Below are 20,933 nucleotides of genomic sequence, written 5' to 3'. Positions count from 1 at the left end.
CCGCGGCCCAGCCGGGAAGTCCTGGACCGGCGGGACTTCCCGGCTCGGTGAGTCAGGGGGCGGTGGGCGGCGACAGCGCCGAGCTCAGGGCGCGCACGAAGCCGTCCACCGTCCCCCGGTCCCGCACCGCCAGCCGCAGCCAGTCCCCGTCAAGGCCGGGAAACGTGTCCCCGCGCCGCACCGCGTATCCCAGGGCGCGCAACCGCCGCCGTACGTCCGACGCCCCCGTCATGCGCACCAGCACGAAGGGGCCCTCGGCCGGTCGCACCACCCGCACCCCGTGCCCCGCGAAGGAGTCCAGGCCCGCCACCAGGTGGGCCCGGTCCGCGGCGATACGGCGAGCCGCGTCCTCCGCCTCCGCCAGCGCCCGCGGCTCCACGCACGCGACCGCCGCCGCGAGCGCCGGAGTGGACACGGGCCACAGCGGCTGGGCCCGCTCCAACTCGGCGATCACCTCGGGCGACGACAGGACATAGCCGATCCGCAGCCCCGCAAGGCCCCACGTCTTGGTCAGGCTGCGCAGCACCACCAGGCCGGGCACGCCCGTCCGCCCCGCCAGCGCCTCCCGCTCGCCCGGCACCGCGTCCATGAAGGCCTCGTCGACCACCAACACCCGCCCCGGACGGGCCAGTTCGACGATCACCGAGGCCGGGTGCAGCACCGACGTCGGGTTCGTCGGGTTGCCGACCACCACCAGGTCCGCGTCCTCGGGGACGGCCGCCGGATCGAGTCGGAAGCCGTCCTCCGCCCGCAGCAGCACCCGGTCCACCGTGTGCCCCGCGTCCCGCAGCGCCGCCTCCGGCTCGGTGAACTGCGGGTGCACGACGACCGGCCGCCGCACCTTCAACGCCCGCGCCAGCAGCACGAACGCCTCCGCGGCGCCCGCCGTCAGCAACACCCGCTCCACCGGCAGCCCGTGCCGCGCCGCCACCGCCGCCCGCGCGGCCCGCGCGTCCGGGTAGGCGGCGAGACCGGTCAGCGAGGCGGCGATCCGCTCCCGCAGCCACGCCGGCGGCGTATCCGCCCGTACGTTCACGGCCAGATCGACCAGTGCCGCCCCGCCGTCGCGCACCTCGGCGTCCCCGTGGTGCCGCAGATCGTGCCCCGCCGCGTCCTCAGTGCGCATGGGAGTGGGCGTGCCCTCCATGATGGTGGTGCCCGTGCCCGTCGTCGTCCGGGTGGAAGTGCGGCTGCTGCGGCAGCCCCACCTTGTCCTCGAAGCCCGGCAGCGCGATCCGGTACACGCACGAGTCGCAGTTCATCCGCAGATCGCCCCTCACCGCCTCCTCGTACCGCTCCAGCACGAGGTCCAGCAGCTCCGGCTCCGGCCCGATCACGTCAGCCGAGCGCACGTCGATGTCCGGGTGCGCCGCCGCCCAGTCCGCCGTCTGCCGCCGCACCCGGTCCGGCAGGATGCCCGTGAACAGGAAGTAGGGGAGGACCACGATCCGGCGCGCGCCCAGCCGCACAGACCTCTCCAGTCCGCTCGGCACGTCCGGAGCCGCCAGCGACACGAACGCCGTCTCCACACCCGCGTACCCGCGCCCCTCCCACAGCAGCCGCGCCGCCTTGTGCACCTCGGCGTTGGCGTCCGGGTCGGTCGAGCCGCGCCCGACCAGCAGCACGGTCACCTCGGAGCGGTCCCAGGAGGGATCCACCGCCTCGTCCAGCCGCCGCTCCAGCACGCTCAGCAGCGCGGGGTGCGGGCCCAGCGGCCGGCCGTAGGTGTACGAGATCCCCGGATACCGTTCCTTCTCGCGGGCCAGCGCCGCCGGGATGTCGCCCTTGGCGTGCCCGGCGGACACCAGCATCAGCGGTACGGCGGCGAACCGCCGCACGCCCCGCTCCACCAGCTCGGCGACGGCCTCGCCCAGCGGTGGAGGGGACAGCTCGATGAAGCCGCCCGCGACGGGCAGTTCGGGTCGGCGGCGCCCCAACTCCCGTACGAAGCTGCGGAACGCCTCGGCTCCGGCGTCGTCCCGGGTGCCGTGACCGGCGATGAGCAGGGCGGGCGGCGGCGGGGTGGTCACAGGGTCTCCTCAAGCGAAGTGGGGTGGTACAGCAGGGCGTTGAGCGCGGCCGCGGCGACCGCCGAACCGCCCTTCTCGGACACGTTGCTCACGGCGGGGAGCCCGCTTTCGCGCAACGCGGCCTTGGACTCGGCCGCCCCGACGAAACCGACGGGCAGACCGATGACGAGCGCGGGGGAGGCGTCCAGCTTCAGCAGCTCCTCCAGGGCGGTCGGGGCGCAGCCGATCACCCACAGCGCGCCCGGGCCGACGTCCTCGTACGCCAGCCGGATCGCGTGCGCCGAACGGGTCATCCCGGGACCGGACCTGGCGTCCCTCAGCCGGCAGACGCTCGTGCGCCGGGTGATCCCGGCGGCCACCATCTCCACGTCCGCGACCACCGGAGCCCCCGCGTGCAGCGCGGCGTGCGCCGTCATCAGCTCGCCCTCGTCCATGACGAGGTCGGAGGCGTACTCCAGGTCGGCGGAGGAGTGGACGACCCGCTCCACCACCGCCCGCGTCAGCGGCGCGAGGCGCGAGGTGTCCAGGCGGGCGCGCAGCCGCCGGAACGACTCCTGCTCGATCGGGTGCACGACACGGTTCACTTGGGCTCCTCCCGGGGTGCCTGCCAGCGGTAGCCGCGCGGCGTGACCATGCGTCCCGCGATCTCGCGGGTCGCGGTGTTGCCCACGGTCACGACCGTCATCATGTCGACCGTCTCCGGGTCGAGACCGGCCAGCGTGGTGACCCGGCTGGACTCGCCGGGCCGCGAGGCGTTGCGCACGACGCCGACCGGCGTCGTCGGCTCCCGGTGCCCGGCGAGGATCGCCAGCGCCTTCGGCAACTGCCAGTCCCGGCCCCGGGAGCGGGGGTTGTAGAACGTCACGACGAGATCCGCCTCGGCCGCCGCCCGCACCCGCCGCTCGATGACCTCCCACGGCGTGTGCAGGTCGGACAGGCTGATCGACACATGGTCGTGCCCGAGCGGCGCGCCGAGGACCGCCCCGGCCGCGAGCGCCGCCGTGACCCCCGGAACGCCGGTCACGTCGATGTCGTCGGACGCCTCGGCGAGCGCGGGCGAGGCCATGGCGTACACCCCGGCGTCCCCGCTGCCGATCAGCGCGACGGCGTGCCCTCGCCGGGCCTCGGCGACCGCCGTGCGCGCCCGCTCCTCCTCCGCGCCCAGCCCCGACTGGAGGATCCGGGTGCCGGGCCGCAGCAGGTCGCGGATCTGGTCGACGTACTGGTCGAGCCCCACGAGCACGGAAGCGCGCCACAACTCCGCCTGCGCGCGTGGCGTGAGCAGGTCCCGCGCGCCCGGCCCCAGCCCGACGACCGCGAGCCGCCCGCGCCCCGGACGCCGTACGACCGCGCAGGTGGCCATCGCGGGCGTCCCGTCGGGGCGCTCCGACTTCCGCTTGGGCACGAGGAGTTCACCCCCGCGCACGAGCGCGGCGGCCTCCGCGACCGACGGGGTGCCGACGGCGGCGAGCGGCGCCCGCGACGGATTGGGCACGTCGACCGCCGCCAACTCATCGGCGGAGTACGTGACCAGGGGCACCCCGAGCCGCCGGGCCGCCTCGACGACGCCGGGCTCCTCCGCCTTGGCGTCGACCGTGGCCAGTTCGGCGAGCGACGCCGCGGACAGCCCGGCCTCCGCGAGCGCGCCCTCGACCAGGCCCACCACCTCGTCGGCAGGTGCGCCCCGGGACGCGCCGACGCCCACCACCAGGGTCGGCGGCCGCAGGACCACCTCCCGCTCGGCGGGGACGGCGGCACGGTCGGTGACCCGGATCGTGTACGCGCCCTCGGCGGCGACCGGCAGCGGCGGCAGCGGCCAGCGCACCTCCGCGTCCAGGACGACCGGCTCACCGTCGAGCAGCGCTCGCGAGACCCCGGCGACATCGCCTTCCACCGGAAGCCCGATCATGTCCAGGCCGGGCAGTCCCACGGCGTCCGTCGCGGTCGTCACGACCGGCTCCGCGCCCAGCACCTCGCCCACCGCGCGGGCCAGTTCGTTCGCCCCGCCCGCGTGCCCGCCCACCAGGGACACCGCGAACCGGCCGCCCTCGTCGACGCACACCACGCCCGGATCGGAGGCCTTCTCGCCCAGCAGCGGCGCGATCAGCCGGACGACCGCACCCGTCGCCAGGAAGCACACCAGCTGCCCGCACTCGGCGAAGGCCGCCCGCACGGCCTCCCCGACGGGCCCTTCGTACACCCGGGTACGGTCCGGCCAGGCCACGGCCAGCCGGTCACGCGCAGCCGCGCCCGCCGCCGTGGCGGAAATGAGGCCGATCACTTAGTGACTCCTTCATGAAGCACCGGGGGCCGCGTGCCCCACAGCAGGAAAACAGGGTTGGTGGCCGCGAGCCGGGTCACGTCGCCCGGCAGCGGCGCCAGCCGCGAGGACTGGAGCAGCACGCCGTCGCAGGCGAACCCGGCGGCGGCCAGCGCCTCGCGCACGGCCGGCACCCGGTCGAGGGCCGCCACGGCGACCACGACGGTCCGCCGGGCCCGCCGCGCGCACGCGGTCACGACGGCGGGCAGCGCGCGCCCGCCGCCGCCCACGAACACGGCGTCGGGGTCGGCGAGCCGGGCCAGCGCCTCCGGCGCGGCCCCGTGCACCACCGACACGTCCACGCCGTGCGCCGCCGCGTTGGCGCGGATCCGCTCCACGCCGTCGGCCGTCTTCTCGACGGCGGTGACGGCGGCGCCCAGCCGGGCGCACTCGACGGCGACCGACCCGGAGCCCGCGCCCACGTCCCAGACCAGGTCGCCGAGGTGCGGCCCGAGCCGGGCCAGCGCCAGGGCGCGCACCTCGAACTTGGTGATCATCGAGTCGCGGTGGGTGAACTCGCTCTCCTCCAGGGCCCATCGGGACGGGCCGGCCGGTGGCCCCGCGACCGTGCGCAACGGCCCCGGCGCCCGCGCCCCGGAAAGGCACAGCACCACGTTCACCGCCGTGCCCCAGTCGCGGGCGGCGGCCTCGGCCGGGGTGAGCCGCTCCACGCGCTCGCCCGCCGGGTCACCCAGCGCGGAGGCGACGACCAGCACCCGGTCGTCGCCGCAGGTGCCCGCCAGCGCGGCGCCCAGCTCGGCGGGCCCGGCCCCCGGCCCGGTCAGCACGGCGACCTTCGCCCGCGCCCGGCACACGTTCACGGCCGTACGCAGATCCCGCCCGTGCGCGCTGACCACCACCGCGTCGTCCCAGGGCAGCCCGATCCGCGCGAAGGCGGCGGCGACGGAGGAGACCCCGGGGCGGACGTCCAGCAGCCCGGGCCCGAACCGCTCGGCGAGCGCCCGTACGATCCCGAAGAAACCGGGGTCCCCGGAGGCCAGCACCAGCACGGGCCGCTCCTTGCCGACGTACTCCCCGATGGTGTCGAGCGCGGGCGCCAGCGGACCCAGGACGACCCGCTCGGCGCCCTCCGGCAGCGATACGGCGTCCAGATGCCGCCGTGCGCCCACGACGAGCCGGGCGCCGGGCGGCACTCGAGTGCCGTACGCCCCGGTGCCCGTGCCGACGACCGTGATCACGTGCTCGCACCCCGCGCGCGCAGGGTCCTGCGGGCCTCGGGGTCAGCCTTGCGGTGGCCGTGGAAGTGACCGGGGTGGTACAGGTGCGAGCGGGTGCCGTGGGCGTCGAGGGCCGGTCCGACCAGGAACAGCGTGTGCTTCCAGAGCTTGTGCTCCTTGACCGTCTCCTCCAGCGTGCCGACCGTGCACCTGACGATCAGCTCCTCCGGCCAGGTCGCCTGGTACGCCACCACGACCGGCGTGGACGTCGGGTAGCCGCCCTCCAGCAGCTCCCGCACCAGCTGGCCGCTGCGGGCCGCCGACAGGAACACCGCCATCGTGGTGCCGTGTCGGGCGAACTCGCGCACCTCCTCGCCGGGCGGCATAGGCGTCTTCCCGCCACCGAGCCGGGTCAGCACGACCGACTGCGCGACCTCCGGAATCGTCAGCTCGCGCCGGGCCAGCGCGGCCACGGCGGAGAAGGACGAGACGCCGGGCACGACCTCCGTCTCGATCCCGATGTCCGCGCACCGGTCGAGCTGCTCCTGCGTGCCGCCCCACAGCGCCGGGTCGCCGGAGTGGATACGGGCCACTTTCAGCCCCTCCGCGTGCGCCCGCCGGTACACGGCGACGACGTCCTCCAGGGACATGGCCGCCGAGTCCAGGATCTCCGCGTCCTTGCGCGCGTGCTGGAGCACCTCGGCCTGCACCAGGCTGGCCGCCCAGATCACCACGTCGGCCTCGGCGATCGCGCGGGCGGCGCGGAACGTCAGCAGGTCGGCGGCGCCGGGGCCGGCACCGACGAAGGTCACCTTGCCAGTCGGGGCATCGGCCATGACTTCGGGTCCTCTCATGCGAAATGTCCTGGTATGCAGGGATGTAGCAGTGGCCGGATGTGCGCGATCGGGGCCTGATCGGATAGCAAGGGCACATGGCGGTCTTCGTCGCGCTCGGCGCGTTCCTGATGACGCTGGCCGGCGGCTGGACGGCACAGCGGGTGACCGACCGCCGCCACCTGGTCCTGGGACTGGCGGGCGGCCTGATGCTGGGCGTGGTCGGCCTGGACCTGCTGCCCGAGGCGCTGCACGCGGCCGACCGGGAGGTGTTCGGCGTACCGGCGGCCCTGCTGCTCTTCGTGGCCGGGTTCCTGGTGGCCCACTTGGTGGAACGCCTGCTGGCCGCGCGGCAGGCCGCGCACGGCGGCGCCGAGCGGCACAACCACCGCGCCCCCGAGGTGGGCCTGACGGCGGCGGCCGCCATGGTCGGTCACAGCGCCATGGACGGCGTGGCCATAGGCGCCGCCTTCCAGGTGAACGACGGCATGGGCGCCGCGGTCGCGGTCGCGGTCATCGCCCACGACTTCGCCGACGGCTTCAACACGTTCACCCTCACCAGCCTGTACGGCAACGCGCGCCGCAAGGCCGTCGCCATGCTCGTCGCGGACGCCCTCGCTCCCATGGTGGGCGCCGCCGCGACCACGCTCGTCAGCATCCCGGGGTGGTTTCTCGGCGGCTATCTCGGCCTCTTCGGCGGGGCGCTGCTCTACCTCGCCGCGGCCGAGATCCTTCCCGAGGCCCACCACGAGCACCCGGCCCGCTCGACCCTGCTGTGCACGGTCGCGGGCGTGGCCTTCATCTGGGTTGTGGTCGGCCTGGCGGCGTGACCGGTCGCCCCGCGTGCGGGTACGGCTCACAGCTTGCCGCCCCGCCCGCCCTCGCGCCGCGCGGGCGCGATGAGCGTCGAGAGGTACGGCAGCGGTGCTCCGTCCAGCCCCGACGCCGGCCGGATCGACTCCTCCGGCAGCCCCAGCGCCGACCCCCACACCGCGTCGTCGATCCGCCCGCTGTCCCGCAGCGCCTCGGCCACCTCACGCGCCTGCCGACCGAACTTGTACGCCACGACGGTCCCGGGCCCGCTGAGCGCCTCCTTGAGCACGGCGGCCCCCGCGGTGACCGGCACCAGGGTCAGCGGCTCGGTGCCCTCGGTCAGCACGGCCCCCGAACGCGCCGCCAGATCCTGCATCGCGGTGATCCCGGGCACCGTCTCCACCACGGTCCCCGGCACCAGGGCGGCGACGGTCTGCGCGAGATACGTGAAGGTCGAATAGACGTTGGGGTCGCCGATGGTGGCGAAGGCGACCGTGCCGCGGGCCTCGAGCAGCCCGGCGACCCGCGCCCCGGCCGCGTCCCACGCGGCCTCCCGCCGCGCCCGGTCCGACCGCTCGTTCAGCGCGAACACCACCCGGACGACCTTCTCCGCGGGCACGTAGTGCAGCACGGTCGCCTCGGCACGCCCCCGTTCCCCGCCGTCCGTTCCGTCGGACGCGCCCATCACGGGCACGACGACGACGTCCGCGGCACGCAGGGCGTTGACGCCCTTGACGGTCACCAGCTCCGGATCGCCGGGACCCACCCCGACTCCGATCAGCCTGCTGCTCATGACGTCCGGCACCTCTCGACGAACCGACGGGCGACACCGGGCGCGGCGGCCCAGTGCGTGTGCAGATAACTCGCGTGCACGTTCCTCTGTACGAAGCCTTCGACCCGCCGCTCGGGGACGCGCACACCCCAGGCGGGGGCCGCCGCCCCCGTCCCCCAGCCGGGCTCGACGACGGTCCGGTGGAACTCGTGCCCCCGCATCCGCTCCCCGGCCCCGGCGAGCACGCTGCCGCTCACGGCCACGGCGTCCCGGTAGCCGAGCGTGAGCCGCCCGGTCATCCGCGCCGAGGCGTCCAGCACCCCGCACATGGGCTGCCCGTCCAGCTCCCGGCACAGATACAGCAGCCCCGCACACTCGGCGGCGACGGGAGCGCCGCCGAGCGCGAGCTCGGCGACGGCCCCGCGCAAGGGCTCGTTGGCGGACAGCTCCGCCGCGTACACCTCGGGAAACCCGCCCCCGACGACCAGCCCGCGGGTCCCCTCGGGCAGCCGCTCGTCCCGCAGCGGGTCGAAGGGCATGACCTCGGCCCCGGCGGCGCTCAGCAACTCGGCGTGCTCGGCGTAGGAGAAGGTGAAGGCGGATCCACCGGCGACGGCGACCCTGGGCCTTTCCCGGGAGGATCCCCCGCCGGCGGAGAGCAGGACCTCGGCCGCGTCCCAGGCCGCACACGGCAACGTCCCCGCACCGCGCGCCAGCGCGACCAGCGCCTCCAGATCGCACCCGTCGGAGACCTGCGCCGCCATCGCCGTCACCGCGTCCACGGCCGCCGCCCGCCGCTCGGCGACCGGCACCAGACCGAGATGACGAGAGGGCGTGTCGACCTGCTCGACCCGCCGCAGAACTCCCAGCACGGGCACCCCGACCGCGTCCAGCGCCTCGCGCAGCAGCGCCTCGTGCCGGTCGGAGGCCACCTTGTTGAGGATCACGCCCCCGATCCGCACCTCCGGATCCCAGGTCACGAACCCGTGCACCAGCGCCGCCACCGACCGCGACTGCGACGACGCGTCGACGACCAGCACCACCGGCGCCCGCAGCAGCTTCGCCACCTGCGCGGTGGACGCCAGTTCACCCTCCCCGGCGGCCCCGTCGTACAGCCCCATCACGCCCTCGACGACGGCGACGTCACACCCGCGCGCCCCGTGCAGGAACAGCGGCCCGATCAGCTCCGGCCCGCACAGGTACGCGTCCAGGTTCCGCCCCGCACGCCCGGTGGCGAGCGCGTGATACCCGGGGTCGATGTAGTCCGGGCCGACCTTGTGCGGGGACACCGAAAGGCCCCGCCGGGTCAGCGCGGCCATCAGCCCCGTGGCGACGGTGGTCTTGCCGCTGCCCGACGAGGGCGCGGCGACGACCAGCCGGGGCACGGACAGGGACGTCACCACTCGATGCCCCTCTGCCCCTTCTGCCCGGCGTCCATCGGATGCTTCACCTTGGACATGTCGGTGACGAGGTCGGCGAAGTCCACCAGTTCCTCGGGTGCGTTCCGCCCGGTGATCACCACATGCTGGGTTCCGGGCCGGTTCCGCAGCACGTCCACGACCTCGTCGGTGCCGATCCAGCCCCAGTGCATCGGGTACGCGAACTCGTCGAGCACGTACAGCCGGTACGTCTCGGCGGCCAGGTCCCGCTTGACCTGCTCCCAGCCCTCACGCGCCTTCTGCTCGTTGGTCGCGTTGTCACCCTGTGCGTCCCGCTGCACCCAGGACCAGCCTTCGCCCATCTTGTGCCACGCGACGGACCCGCCCTCGCCGGAGTCGCCGAGCACCCGTAGCGCGCGCTCCTCGCCGACGCGCCACTTCGCCGACTTGACGAACTGGAACACCCCGATCGGCCAGCCCTGGTTCCAGGCGCGCAGCGCCAGCCCGAAGGCGGCGGTGGACTTGCCCTTGCCGACCCCGGTGTGCACGACGACCAGCGGACGGTTGCGCCGCTGGCGGGTCGTCAGCCCGTCCTCCGGTACGACGCTCGGCTGCCCCTGAGGCATTACGCGGCCCTCCTCGAAGTCCCCTGCACGTCCCTGACAAGACCGGCGATGCTGTCCGCCCGCAGCTCGTCCAACGCCACGGCCGTACCGCCCAGTTCACCCGCGAGCTGTCCGGCGAGCCCCAGCCGCACCGGCCCCGACTCGCAGTCCACGACCACCGACGCGACCCCCTCGGCCGCGAACAGCCGCGCCGCGCGCCCGGCCAGGGCCACCGGCTCCGTCCCACCCGTCGCCCGACCACCACCCCGGCCTGAGGCGCTTCGCGCCGCCCCTTTGTCCGTGGCCCGCCCGTCGGTCACGACCACGACCAGCGCCCGCCGCGCGGGATCACGCAGCCGCTCGACCCGCAGCACCTCGTGCGCCTTGAGCAGCCCGGCCGCCAGCGGAGTGCGCCCGCCCGTCGGCAGCGACTCCAGCCGGGCCGCGGCGGCGTCCACGGACGAGGTGGGCGGCAGCGCGACCTGCGCGTCCTTGCCCCGGAAGGTCACCAGCCCCACCTTGTCCCGCCGCTGGTAGGCGTCGAGGAGCAGCGACAGCACCGCCCCCTTCACGGCGCTCATCCGCTGCCGCGCGGCCATCGAGCCGGAGGCGTCGACCACGAACAGGACGAGGTTCCCCTCACGCCCCTCGCGGGCCGCCTGCCGCAGATCGTCCCGGCGGACCACCAGCCCCGGCCCGGACCGCCCACGTGCCCGCTGGTGCGGGGCCGCCGCCTGCACGGTGGCCGCCAGGTGCAGCTTGGTCAGGGTGCCTCGGGGCCGCCGTGCCCCGATCGTGCGCCCGTGCTCGGTCCGCGCCCGCGAACGCCGCCCGGCGGCGCCCTCGCCGAGGCCGGGCACGCTCAGCACCTTGGTGCGGAACGGCTCGGAGGAGCGTACGGCGGACTGCTCACCGGCGCCGGCACCGGAGGGCTGCGGCTCGCCGCTGTCGCCGGCCTCGGGCTGGGCGGGCGTGTCCCCGTTGCCCTCGGGGCCGTCCTGCGTCGGCTGCCCGCCGCCTCCGCCCGGCCCGCCCGGCCCGTCCGGATCGGGGTCGGAGTCGTCGTCCGGGGAATCGCCGAACTGCTCCAGCGTCTCGTCGAGCTTGTTCTCGTCCAGCCCCGGCGCGTCGAACGGATTCCGCCGCCGCCGGTGGGGGAGGGCCAGCAGCGCGGCCTGCCGGACGTCCTCGGCGAGCACGTCGGTCCGCCCGGCCCAGGCGGCCAGCGCGGTGGCGGTCCGGGCCATGACGATGTCGGCGCGCATGCCGTCCACCTCGAAGGCGGCACAGGTCGCGGCGATCTGCCGCAGCGCGCCATCGCCCAGCCGGACCTGCGGCAGCAGCTCCCGCGCGGCCACGATCCGCGCCCGTACGGCGGCCTCCTCGTCGGCCCAGCGTGCGGCGAAGGCGGCGGGGCCGTCGTCGTAGGCGAGCCGCCTGCGCACGACCTCCACCCGCTGGTCGGGTTCCCGGGAGGCCGCGACCTCGACGGTGAGCCCGAACCGGTCGAGGAGCTGCGGCCGCAGCTCGCCCTCCTCCGGGTTCATGGTCCCGACGAGCAGGAAGCGCGCAGCGTGCCGTACGGAGACGCCCTCGCGTTCCACGTAGGAGGCGCCCATGGCGGCAGCGTCCAGCAGGAGGTCCACGAGGTGGTCGTGCAGAAGGTTGACCTCGTCGACGTAGAGGATCCCGCGGTGCGCGTCGGCGAGCAGGCCCGGCTCGAACGCCTTCACGCCCTCGGCGAGCGCCCGCTCGATGTCGAGCGCGCCCACGAGCCGGTCCTCGGAGGCCCCCACGGGCAACTCGACCATCCGCGCCGGCCGCTCGGCACCGGCCCCCGGCTCGTGCGGCCCGTCCGGGCAGGCGGGGTCGGGCGAGCCGGGGTCACAGGAGAAACGACAGCCGGAGACGACGTTCAGCGTGGGCATCAGGGCCGACAGGGCACGTACGGCGGTGCTCTTGGCGGTGCCCTTCTCGCCGCGCACGAGAACACCGCCCACCTGCGGAGACACCGCGTTCAGCAGCAGCGCCAACCGCAGGTCGTCCTGTCCGACGACAGCCGTGAACGGATACGGGGTGGTCACTTGTCCTCGCCCTCCAAGTCGCCCTCCAGCTCCAGGTAGGTGGCCCGCAGCCGCTCCAGCGTGTCCGCGTCCGGCTCGGCCCACAGCCCGCGGTCGGCCGCTTCCAGCAGCCGCTCGGTGATGCCCCGCAGCGCCCATGGGTTGGACTTCTTCATGAAGTCCCGGTTCTCGGCGTCGAAGACGTACTCGGCGCTGAGCTTCTCGTACATCCAGTCGTCGACCACGCCCGCCGTGGCGTCGTAGCCGAACAGGTAGTCCACGGTCGCCGCCATCTCGAAGGCGCCCTTGTAGCCGTGCCGGCGCATGGCCGCCATCCAGCGCGGGTTGACCACCCGGGCGCGGAAGACCCGGTGCGTCTCCTCGCCCAGCGTGCGGGTCTTGACCTGGTCCGGGACGGCGGAGTCCCCGACGTACGCCTCGGGGCTCGCCCCCGTCAGATGGCGCACCATCGCGACCATGCCGCCGTGGTACTGGAAGTAGTCGTCCGCGTCGACCAGGTCGTGCTCACGGGTGTCGACGTTCTTCGCCGCCACCGCGATCCGCCGGAACGCCGTCTCCATGTCCCCGCGCGCCGCTCGCCCGTCGAGGCCGCGTCCGTAGGCGTAGCCGCCCCACACCGCGTACACCTCTGCGAGGTCCGCGTCCGAGCGCCAGTTGCGCGCGTCGATCAGCGGCAGCAGACCCGCGCCGTACGCGCCCGGCTTGGAGCCGAAGATACGGGCCGTGGCGCGGCGCCGGTCGCCGTGCTCGGTGGTGTCCTCGTCGGCGTGGGCCTTCACGAAGTTCCGCTCGGCGGGTTCGTCCAGCTCCGCCACCGCCCGAACCGCGTCGTCGATCAGCCCGACGACGTGGGGGAACGCGTCCCGGAAGAAGCCCGAGATGCGGACCGTCACGTCGATGCGCGGCCGGCCCAGCTCCGCCAGGGAGACCACCTCGAAACCGGTCACCCGGCGGGAGGCGTCGTCCCACACCGGGCGGCAGCCCAGCAGCGCCAGGATCTCGGCGATGTCGTCGCCCTGGGTGCGCATCGCGGACGTGCCCCAGACCGTCAGGCCCACCGACTTCGGGTACGCGCCGGTGTCCTGAAGGTAGCGGGCGACCAGCGAGTCAGCCAGTGACTGGCCGACCTCCCAACTCAGCCTGGACGGGATCGCCTTGGGGTCGACCGAGTAGAAGTTGCGCCCGGTCGGCAGCACGTTGACCAGACCCCGGGTCGGCGAGCCGGACGGCCCCGCGGGGACGTAACCGCCGTCCAGCGCCCGCAGGATGTGCCCGATCTCGTCCGTCGTACGGGCGAGCCGCGGCACGACCTCGGTGCAGGCGAACTCCAGCACGGCCGTCGCGTCCGGGAGTTCGGTGCCCAGCACCTCCCGTACCAGCGCCGGAGCCGCGTCGGCCGCCCAGCCGCGCTCCTCCATGCCCTCGGCGAACCGCCGGCACAGCTGCTCCAGCAGGTCGATGGCGTCCGCCGCCGTACGGGAGGGCCCCTCGACCAGTTCCGTCAGCTCGACCGGCACCTTCACGGGCGCGCCCGGCTCGGCCAGCAACTCCTTCTCCACCAGACCGAAGTGCTCCGCGAGACAGGCCCGCAGCCCCGGCAGCGCGTTCGCCTGCCCGCCCCACACCTGGGAGGCGCGCAGCACGGCCAGCACCAGGTTCACGCGCGGCTCGCCGACCGGGCCGCCGCCGAGGATGTGCAGGCCGTCCCTGATCTGCACGTCCTTGATCTCGCACAGATAGCCGTCGATGTGCATGACGAACTCGTCGAACGCGTCGTCGTCCGGCTGCTCGTCCACCCGCAGGTCGTGGTGCAGCTCGGCGGCCTTGACCAGGGTCCAGATCTGGGCCCGCACGGCGGGAGCCTTCGCCGGGTCCAGGTCGGAGACCAGCGCGTACTCGTCCAGGAGCTGCTCCAGTTTGGCCAGGTCGCCGTACGTGTCCGCGCGCGCCATCGGCGGGACGAGGTGGTCGACGACCGTGGCGTGCCCGCGCCGCTTGGCCTGGGTGCCCTCGCCGGGGTCGTTGACGATGAACGGGTACACCAGCGGCAGGTCGCCGAGCACCGCGTCCGGCGCGCATCCGCGGGACAGGCCCAGCCCCTTGCCGGGCAGCCACTCCATCGTGCCGTGCTTGCCCATGTGCACGATCGCGTCGGCGCCGAACCCCCCCTCTGATGTCCCAGCCTCCAGCCACCGGTAGGCCGCCATGTAGTGGTGGGAAGGCGGCATGTCGGGGTCGTGGTAGATCGCGATCGGGTTCTCGCCGAAGCCGCGCGGCGGCTGGATCATGACGACCACGTTCCCGAACCGCAGGGAGGCCAGGACGATGTCGCCGCCGTCGACGTACAGGCCGCCCGGCGGCTCGCCCCACGCCTCCGTCATCGCGTTCCGCAGCTCCGGGTCCAGCCGGTCGAACCACGCCCGGTAGTCGGCCAGCGGCACGCGCGCGGGCGCGGCGGCGAGCTGGTCCTCCGTCAGCCACTCCACGTCGTGACCGCCGGCCTCGATGAGGCGGTGGATGAGCTCGTCGCCGTTGTCGGGACAGCCCTCGACCGCGTAGCCCGCGTCCCGCAGCGCGTCCAGGACCCGTACCGCCGACGCCGGGGTGTCGAGCCCCACGGCGTTGCCGACCCGTGAGTGCTTGGTCGGGTACGCCGTGAAGACAAGCGCGACCCGCTTCTCCGCGTTGGCCTTGTGCTTCAACCGCGCGTGCCGTACGGCGATCCCGGCGACCCGGGCGGCCCGCTCGGGGTCGGCCGTGTACACCGGCACGTCGTCCGGGCCCTGCTCCTTGAAGGAGAACGGGACGGTGATCAGCCGCCCGTCGAACTCCGGGATGGCGACCTGCATGGCCGCGTCCATGGGGGACAGCGCGGCGTCGGACTCGTCCCACGCGGCGCGCGAGGAGGTCAGGCAGAGCCCTTGCAGCACGGGGATGTTGAGGTCCGCGAGCGCCCCGATGTCCCAGGCCTCCTGGTCGCCGCCCGCCGACGCCTGAGAAGCGTGCGTGCCACCGGCGGCGAGGACGGTGGCGACCAGGGCGTCGGCGCGTCCGAGGATCTCGTACAGCCCGGCGTCCGCGCCGCGCAGCGAACCGCAGTAGACGGGAAGGGCGTTGGCGCCGTGCGCCTCGATCGTGTCGCACAGCGTGTCGACGAACGCGCTGTTGCCGCTCAGTTCGTGGGCGCGGTAGAAGAGCACGCCGACGGTCGGGCGCCCGGCCACCAGGGCACGTTCGCCGTGGACGCCGTACTCCGGCATCCGCCGCGGCTCCTCGAAGCCCTCGCCGGTCAGCAGCACCGTGTCGGAGAGGAACCGGGCGAGTTCCGCCAGGTTCTCCGGGCCGCCCTCGACGAGGTACTTCAGCGCCTCCGCCACGACTCCGGCCGGCACCGACGACTCGGCCATCAACTCGGCGTCCGGTACGGCCTCTCCGCCCAGCAGCACCGTCGGCACGCCGGAGGCCTTCAGCGCGGCGAGTCCGTCCTCCCAGGCGCGCTTGCCGCCGAGCAGCCGTACGACGGCGATGTCCGCACCGTCGAGCAGCCCCGGAAGCTCCTCGTCGACGTCCACGCGGGTCGGATTGCCGATCCGGTAGGAGGCGGCCGAGGCTCGGGCGGCGAGCAGATCGGTGTCGGCGGTCGACAACAACAACACTGTGCTCATGCGGGCGCTCCCGGTGGAATGAAAGGCAGTCCTTGCGGCGCGCCCGACTCGATGAGCCGCCAGAGCGCGTCCGTGTCCGCGTGCTGTTCGATCAGGTCGCCGAGCCGGTCGAGCTGCTCCTCGCGCAGCGCGGCGAACGAGGTGTCGGGCGCCGGCACGAAACGGCGTCCAGCCGCGGCCGCCACCTCGCGCAGGAACGCGCGCCGGAAGCCGTCCGACTCCAGCGAGCCGTGCCAGTGCGTGCCCCAGACGGCCCCGACCCGGCAGCCGTCCAGGAAGGGTTCCCCGCCGGTGACTTCGGCGACCCCGTGGTGGATCTCGTACCCCTCGACCCGCTGGCCGAGGGCCACGCCCCGCGGCCGGGTGAGGGTCTTCTCACGGGCGAACCCGACCCGTACGGGCAGCAGGCCCAGCCCGTCGACGTGCCCGCGCCGGCTCTCCACGTCGTCCTCGATGTGCTCGCCGAGGATCTGGAAGCCGCCGCAGATGCCCAGCACCGGCCGCCCCTCGGCGGCCCGGCTCGCCACAGCCCGTGCGAGCCCCCGCTCCCGCAGCCATTCCAGCGCCCTGACCGTGCCGCGTGTGCCGGGCACGACGACGAGGTCGGCGTCGGTCAGCTCCTCGGGCCGGTCCACGAACCGCACGACGACGCCCGGTTCGGCGGCGAGCGCGTCCACGTCGGTGAAGTTGGACATCAGCGGCACGGCGCAGACGGCGACCCGCAGCACGTCCTCCCCGACCGGGGGAGCCACGGCGGACTCCCGCACGGCTCCCCGAAGGGACATGCGCAGCCCGTCCTCCTCGTCGATGCCGAGCCCGTGCCGGAACGGCAGCACGCCGTACGTACGCCGGCCGGTGAGCCCGTGCAGCATGTCGAGCCCGGGTTCGAGCAGCGAGACGTCCCCGCGGAACTTGTTGACGAGGAACCCGGCGACGAGTTCCTGGTCCTCCGGCGACAGCAGTGCGAGCGTGCCGTAGAAGGAGGCGAAGACGCCACCGCGGTCGATGTCGCCGACGACGAGCACGGGCAGCCGCGCGCCGCGCGCGATCCCCATGTTGACGATGTCGGTCCGGCGCAGGTTGATCTCCGCCGGGCTGCCCGCCCCCTCGCAGATCACCGCGTCGTGCGTGCTCCGCAGCTCGGCGAGGCAGTCCAGCACGGTGCCGAGGAGCTTCTGCTGCCGCCCGCCGTGGTAGCCGCGCGCGCTCAACTCGCCCACCGGTTTGCCCAGCAGGACGACCTGGCTGCTCTGCTCGCCGCCCGGCTTGAGCAGCACCGGGTTCATCAGCGCGGTCGGCTCGATGCGGCACGCCTGGGCCTGCATGGCCTGCGCCCGCCCGATCTCGGCGCCCTCCCGGGTGACGAACGAGTTGAGGGACATGTTCTGCGCCTTGAAGGGAGCGACCTTCACGCCCTGGCGCCGCAGCCACCGGCAGATCCCGGCCGTGACGACGCTCTTCCCGGCGTCGGAGGTGGTGCCGGCGACGAGCAGACCGCCACTCATGACGTCCGTCCTCTCTTCAGCAGCCGTACGCCCGCGCACACTCCGAGCGCGAGCCAGCCCACGCGGCGGGAGAGCCGTACCGCGCGCTCGATGTCACCCGGCCGGACGGCGCGTCCGGCGCCGTTGAGCACCGGGCGGTGCTCCACGCGCCCGGCGTACGAGAGCGTGCCGCCCAGCCGCACCCCGAGCGCCCCCGCGAAGGCGGCTTCCACCGGACCGGCGTTGGGGCTCGGATGCTTCCCGGCGTCGGAGCGCCAGGCCCGTACGGCACCGCGCGGGTCGTCGCCCGCGACGGCCGCCAGGGTGGCGGTGAGCCGGGCCCCCGGCCATCCGGCGAGGTCGTCGAGCCGGGCCGAGGCCCAGCCGTAGCGGCGGTACCGGGGGGACTTGTGCCCGACCATGGCGTCCAGGGTGTTGACCGCGCGGAAGCCGAGAAGGCCCGGCACACCGGCGGCGGCGCCCCACACCAGCGCGCCCACCACCGCATCGGAGGTGTTCTCGGCGACGGACTCGACGACGGCCCGGGCGATCCCGTCGGCGTCCAGCGCCTGCGGGTCGCGCCCGCACAGATGCGGCAGCCGCGCCCGGGCGGCCTCGACGTCCCCGGCCCCCAGCGCGCGCCCGATCTCCCGTGCCTCACGGGCGAGGGAGGTCCCGCCGACGACGGCCCAGGTGGCGGCGGCGGTCAGCGCGACGGACGCGGTACGGGAGGAACGCGCGGCGGACACGGCCAGCGCGGCCGACGACACGACGCCCCCCACGCACACGGCGGTGTGCAGGGCGCCCCAGCCGCGGTGGTCCCGCCACAGCGCGCGTTCCACGGCACCCGCGGCCCGTCCGAACACGGCGACGGGGTGCCCGCGGCGCGGATCGCCGAGGAGCAGGTCACCGAGGAGGCCGGCGGCGGCGCCGTACGCGAAGTCGCGATCGGCACCCATCGGGTCAGCCGGTCGTGCGGACGGTCGGACAGACGCTGGTGAACCTTGGTCGGCAGCCGCGCATGGCGATATGTGTCCTCACTCAGGGTGTCCACGCCCTGGTTCGACGAGACCGGCGGCGAGAGTTCCTGGCTCCCGGGGAAGTTCTTCCCCGGTCACAGTGGCGGGACCGCGCCGGATTCGCACCGGACTTCCTCTCCTGCCGCCGTACTTGGCTCCGGCAGTCCACCACGCACCGCGAACACCCGTCAACCTGCCGTTGACCTGCGCAGGGGTACTGAGATGAGGCCCACACCGCGGGCGCCGGGGACCAGAAGACCCGCCCTTCCCGGGCCGTCGTGGGGACGGCCCGGAAAGGGCGGGTGACGTGAGGGGGTGGGACCCGGACCCGAACCCGGTTGCCAGGGGCCGGGCCGCGGCGGGTTAGGCCACGATCAGGTAGATCCCGTAGGCCACGGCGGCGGCGCACGCGGCGAAGCAGGCGTAGGCGCCGGTGACCGCGAGGGCCCCGCCGCCGTGGCCCGCGGCGACGGCCCGCTCGCGGCGGGAGAGGCCGGCGATGCCGAGGGTGAACAGGGCCACGAGGCCCACCGTGACGCCGAGGCTGACGCCGAAGACGGAGCCGAGGGCCACCCAGTCGATCTTCATGGTGCTTCTCTTCCTTCTGCCTGTGGCGCGGGCTCAGACGGTGGCGGCCGGCGGGGTCGCCACGGACGCGGGTTCACCGGCGGGTGCGGAGGCCTGGGCGGGGATCGTGGCGGTGAGTTCCTCGGTCACCGGGGAGGCCGGGGGCGGGGTGACGGCGGCGATGGCCTGGGTGACCACGCCGGCCGGCTCCTCGGTCTCGTTGACGTTGGTGTGGTCGACGACCTCGCGGCGGGAGATCTTCCAGATCGCGGCGCTGGAGGCCACCAGGAACGCGGCGACGAGCCAGGTGCCCCAGTCGCCGAGGCGCGTCACGGCCTCCGCGCCGGCCGCGACCAGGGCCGCGGCGGGCAGCGTGAGGGCCCAGGCGACGGCCATGCGGCTCGCGGTGGACCAGCGCACCACGCCGCCCTTGCGGCCCAGGCCCGCGCCCATCACCGAACCGGAGACGACGTGCGTGGTGGAGAGGGAGAAGCCGAGGTGGGAGGAGGCCAGGATGGCGGTGGCCGCGCTGGTCTGGGCGGCGAAGCCCTGCTGCGGCTGGAGGTCGGTCAGGCCCTTGCCCATGGTGCGGATGATGCGCCAGCCGCCGATGTAGGTGCCGAGCGCGATGGCCAGGCCCGCCGAGAGGATGACCCAGGTGGGAGGGTTGGCGCCGGGGGCGAGGGCGCCGCCGGCGATCAGGGCGAGGGTGATGACGCCCATCGTCTTCTGCGCGTCGTTGGTGCCGTGGGCCAGCGAGACCAGGCCCGCGGAGGCGATCTGCCCGGCGCGGTGGCCCTTCTCGGCCGCCTTGCCGTTCGAATTCGACTTACGGCCGATGCCGTACGACAGCCGGGTCGAGACCAGCGCGGCCAGACCCGCGACGACCGGTGCGGCGACCGCCGGGATCAGGACCTTGGTGAGCAGGACACCGCCGTGCACGGCGCTGAAACCGGCCGAGGCGATGGTGGCGCCGATCAGACCGCCCATGAGGGCGTGCGAGGAACTGGAGGGGAGTCCGACCAGCCAGGTCAGCAGGTTCCAGAGGATCGCGCCCACCAGGGCGGCGAAGATGACTTCGGGACGGATGCCGGTCTCGTCGACGAGACCCTTGGAGATCGTGTTGGCGACCTCCACGGACAGGAAGGCGCCCACCAGGTTCAGCACGGCGGACATGGCCACCGCGACCTTGGGCTTGAGCGCACCGGTGGAGATGGTCGTGGCCATCGCGTTTGCGGTGTCGTGGAAACCGTTCGTGAAATCGAACGCGAGTGCGGTGATCACCACTATCGCGAGGATCATCGAGAAGCTTTCCATTTACCCAGGCAATCGTTCGAGCGTCATTGGCGCGTTGAACGTAGGTAACCCGGATGAACGGAAGATGAACTGAGTCGGTCATCGGGGTGTCCGTTCCCGTGGTCCGATGAGGAGAGAGCGGTCGCTCGCGTGAGGTGTCCTGGCACGATCGGCACATGACCGAACTCGGAGAGACGGCCCGCGCCTGGCGGGCGCTGGTCGCGGCGGCCCGCCGCACGGTGTCCGACGGACTGGTCGTCGGCACCTCCGGCAACGTGTCCGTCCGCGTGGGCGACACCGTGCTGGTCACCCCCTCGGGCGTCCCCTACGACCGGCTCACGGACGACGACGTCACCGGTGTCGGCCTCGACGGCCGGCAGGTGCTCGGCACACTGGTGCCGACCAGCGAACTGCCCATGCACCTCGCCGTCTACCGCAGCACCGACGCGGGCGCCGTCGTCCACACCCACGCCGTGCACGCGACGGCCGTATCGACCCTCGTCACCGAGCTCCCGCTGATCCACTACATGGCCGGCGCGCTCGGCGGGCCCGTCCGCGTGGCCCCGTACGCCACGTACGGCACCGAGGAACTGGCCGGGAACATGCTGCGTGCCCTCGACGGCCGCACCGGCTGCCTGCTGCGCAACCACGGCACCGTCACCTACGGCGCCACACTCGACCAGGCCTACGACCGTACGGCCCAGTTGGAGTGGATGTGCCGTGTGTGGCTGGCGGCGTCCGGCGTCCCCGGCCTGACACCGGCTCTGCTGACGCCGGAGCAACTGGCCCAGGCGGGGGAGCGGCTGCGGGCGTACGGACAGCCGGGGCCGGGGCGCGTGTAGCGACAGGGGCGGAAGCCGGGGAATCGGGAACGGGGCGGGACGGTGG

Annotated in this window: 17 protein-coding genes and 1 riboswitch; of the genes, 2 read left to right on the top strand and 15 right to left on the bottom strand. The window is 74.2% G+C overall.

Features of this window, described 5'->3' with window-relative positions; all coding sequences use genetic code 11:
- Positions 1-52: 52 nt before the first annotated feature.
- Genes cobC through cobM form a run of 6 tightly spaced genes read right to left on the bottom strand, consistent with a single transcriptional unit; the run spans position 53 to position 6,364 of the window.
- The gene (cobC, locus tag ABZ818_RS05695; protein WP_361411272.1) at positions 53-1,126 is read right to left on the bottom strand and encodes an Rv2231c family pyridoxal phosphate-dependent protein CobC; all 1,074 of its coding nucleotides are present in this window, start codon (positions 1,124-1,126) and stop codon (positions 53-55) included.
- A complete protein-coding gene (locus ABZ818_RS05690; RefSeq protein ID WP_361411270.1) occupies positions 1,116-2,030 on the bottom strand; it encodes a sirohydrochlorin chelatase in 915 nt (304 codons plus the stop codon). The genes cobC and ABZ818_RS05690 overlap by 11 nt, the downstream gene beginning before the upstream one ends.
- The gene (locus ABZ818_RS05685) at positions 2,027-2,614 is read right to left on the bottom strand and encodes a precorrin-8X methylmutase (protein ID WP_361411268.1); all 588 of its coding nucleotides are present in this window, start codon (positions 2,612-2,614) and stop codon (positions 2,027-2,029) included. Before ABZ818_RS05685 ends, ABZ818_RS05690 begins: the two co-directional genes overlap by 4 nt.
- Complete coding sequence (cobJ, locus tag ABZ818_RS05680; protein WP_361411266.1) at positions 2,611-4,311, bottom strand: precorrin-3B C(17)-methyltransferase; 1,701 nt, start codon at positions 4,309-4,311, stop codon at positions 2,611-2,613. Before cobJ ends, ABZ818_RS05685 begins: the two co-directional genes overlap by 4 nt.
- Positions 4,308-5,549 carry a precorrin-6y C5,15-methyltransferase (decarboxylating) subunit CbiE gene (cbiE, locus tag ABZ818_RS05675; RefSeq protein ID WP_361411264.1) on the bottom strand — a complete coding sequence of 414 codons (1,242 nt, stop codon included), beginning with the start codon at positions 5,547-5,549 and terminating at the stop codon, positions 4,308-4,310. Before cbiE ends, cobJ begins: the two co-directional genes overlap by 4 nt.
- Positions 5,546-6,364, bottom strand: coding sequence for a precorrin-4 C(11)-methyltransferase (gene cobM, locus ABZ818_RS05670; protein ID WP_361411653.1), 819 nt, complete (start codon positions 6,362-6,364; stop codon positions 5,546-5,548). The genes cbiE and cobM overlap by 4 nt, the downstream gene beginning before the upstream one ends.
- Positions 6,365-6,459: 95 nt before the next feature.
- Between cobM and ABZ818_RS05665 the strand changes: the two genes are divergently transcribed.
- Complete coding sequence (locus ABZ818_RS05665; protein WP_361411262.1) at positions 6,460-7,191, top strand: ZIP family metal transporter; 732 nt, start codon at positions 6,460-6,462, stop codon at positions 7,189-7,191.
- A 26-nt stretch (positions 7,192-7,217) separates the two neighbouring features.
- Here ABZ818_RS05665 and cobI read toward each other — a convergent pair whose 3' ends face one another.
- The 9 genes from cobI to ABZ818_RS05620 all read right to left on the bottom strand — a co-directional run bounded on the left by cobI (position 7,218) and on the right by ABZ818_RS05620 (position 20,066).
- On the bottom strand, positions 7,218-7,967 hold the full coding sequence (gene cobI, locus ABZ818_RS05660; protein WP_361411260.1) for a precorrin-2 C(20)-methyltransferase: 750 nt from the start codon (positions 7,965-7,967) through the stop codon (positions 7,218-7,220).
- A complete protein-coding gene (locus tag ABZ818_RS05655; RefSeq protein ID WP_361411258.1) occupies positions 7,964-9,349 on the bottom strand; it encodes a cobyrinate a,c-diamide synthase in 1,386 nt (461 codons plus the stop codon). The genes cobI and ABZ818_RS05655 overlap by 4 nt, the downstream gene beginning before the upstream one ends.
- A complete protein-coding gene (gene cobO, locus ABZ818_RS05650) occupies positions 9,343-9,951 on the bottom strand; it encodes a cob(I)yrinic acid a,c-diamide adenosyltransferase (RefSeq protein WP_361411256.1) in 609 nt (202 codons plus the stop codon). The genes ABZ818_RS05655 and cobO overlap by 7 nt, the downstream gene beginning before the upstream one ends.
- Complete coding sequence (locus tag ABZ818_RS05645; RefSeq protein WP_361411254.1) at positions 9,951-12,014, bottom strand: putative cobaltochelatase; 2,064 nt, start codon at positions 12,012-12,014, stop codon at positions 9,951-9,953. Before ABZ818_RS05645 ends, cobO begins: the two co-directional genes overlap by 1 nt.
- Positions 12,011-15,679, bottom strand: coding sequence for a cobaltochelatase subunit CobN (gene cobN / locus ABZ818_RS05640; RefSeq protein WP_361411252.1), 3,669 nt, complete (start codon positions 15,677-15,679; stop codon positions 12,011-12,013). Before cobN ends, ABZ818_RS05645 begins: the two co-directional genes overlap by 4 nt.
- The gene (locus ABZ818_RS05635) at positions 15,676-17,184 is read right to left on the bottom strand and encodes a cobyric acid synthase (RefSeq protein ID WP_361411250.1); all 1,509 of its coding nucleotides are present in this window, start codon (positions 17,182-17,184) and stop codon (positions 15,676-15,678) included. Before ABZ818_RS05635 ends, cobN begins: the two co-directional genes overlap by 4 nt.
- On the bottom strand, positions 17,181-18,122 hold the full coding sequence (locus ABZ818_RS05630; RefSeq protein WP_361411248.1) for a cobalamin biosynthesis protein: 942 nt from the start codon (positions 18,120-18,122) through the stop codon (positions 17,181-17,183). The genes ABZ818_RS05635 and ABZ818_RS05630 overlap by 4 nt, the downstream gene beginning before the upstream one ends.
- Before the next feature lie 99 nt (positions 18,123-18,221).
- A riboswitch (cobalamin riboswitch) is annotated at positions 18,222-18,359 on the bottom strand.
- 186 nt (positions 18,360-18,545) lie between these two features.
- Positions 18,546-18,770, bottom strand: a complete 225-nt coding sequence (locus ABZ818_RS05625; RefSeq protein WP_361411246.1) for a hypothetical protein — start codon at positions 18,768-18,770, stop codon at positions 18,546-18,548.
- Between the two features lie 33 nt (positions 18,771-18,803).
- Entirely contained in the window at positions 18,804-20,066 is a 1,263-nt protein-coding gene (locus ABZ818_RS05620) for an inorganic phosphate transporter (protein WP_361411244.1), read from the bottom strand.
- 155 nt (positions 20,067-20,221) lie between these two features.
- Between ABZ818_RS05620 and ABZ818_RS05615 the strand changes: the two genes are divergently transcribed.
- On the top strand, positions 20,222-20,887 hold the full coding sequence (locus tag ABZ818_RS05615; protein WP_361411242.1) for a class II aldolase/adducin family protein: 666 nt from the start codon (positions 20,222-20,224) through the stop codon (positions 20,885-20,887).
- Positions 20,888-20,933: the final 46 nt, after the last annotated feature.

The organism is Streptomyces sp. NPDC047453, from assembly GCF_040643155.1.
Lineage (GTDB): Bacteria > Actinomycetota > Actinomycetes > Streptomycetales > Streptomycetaceae > Streptomyces.
Note: the sequence above shows the minus strand (reverse complement) of the source record. Positions and strands in the feature narration are given on the sequence as shown.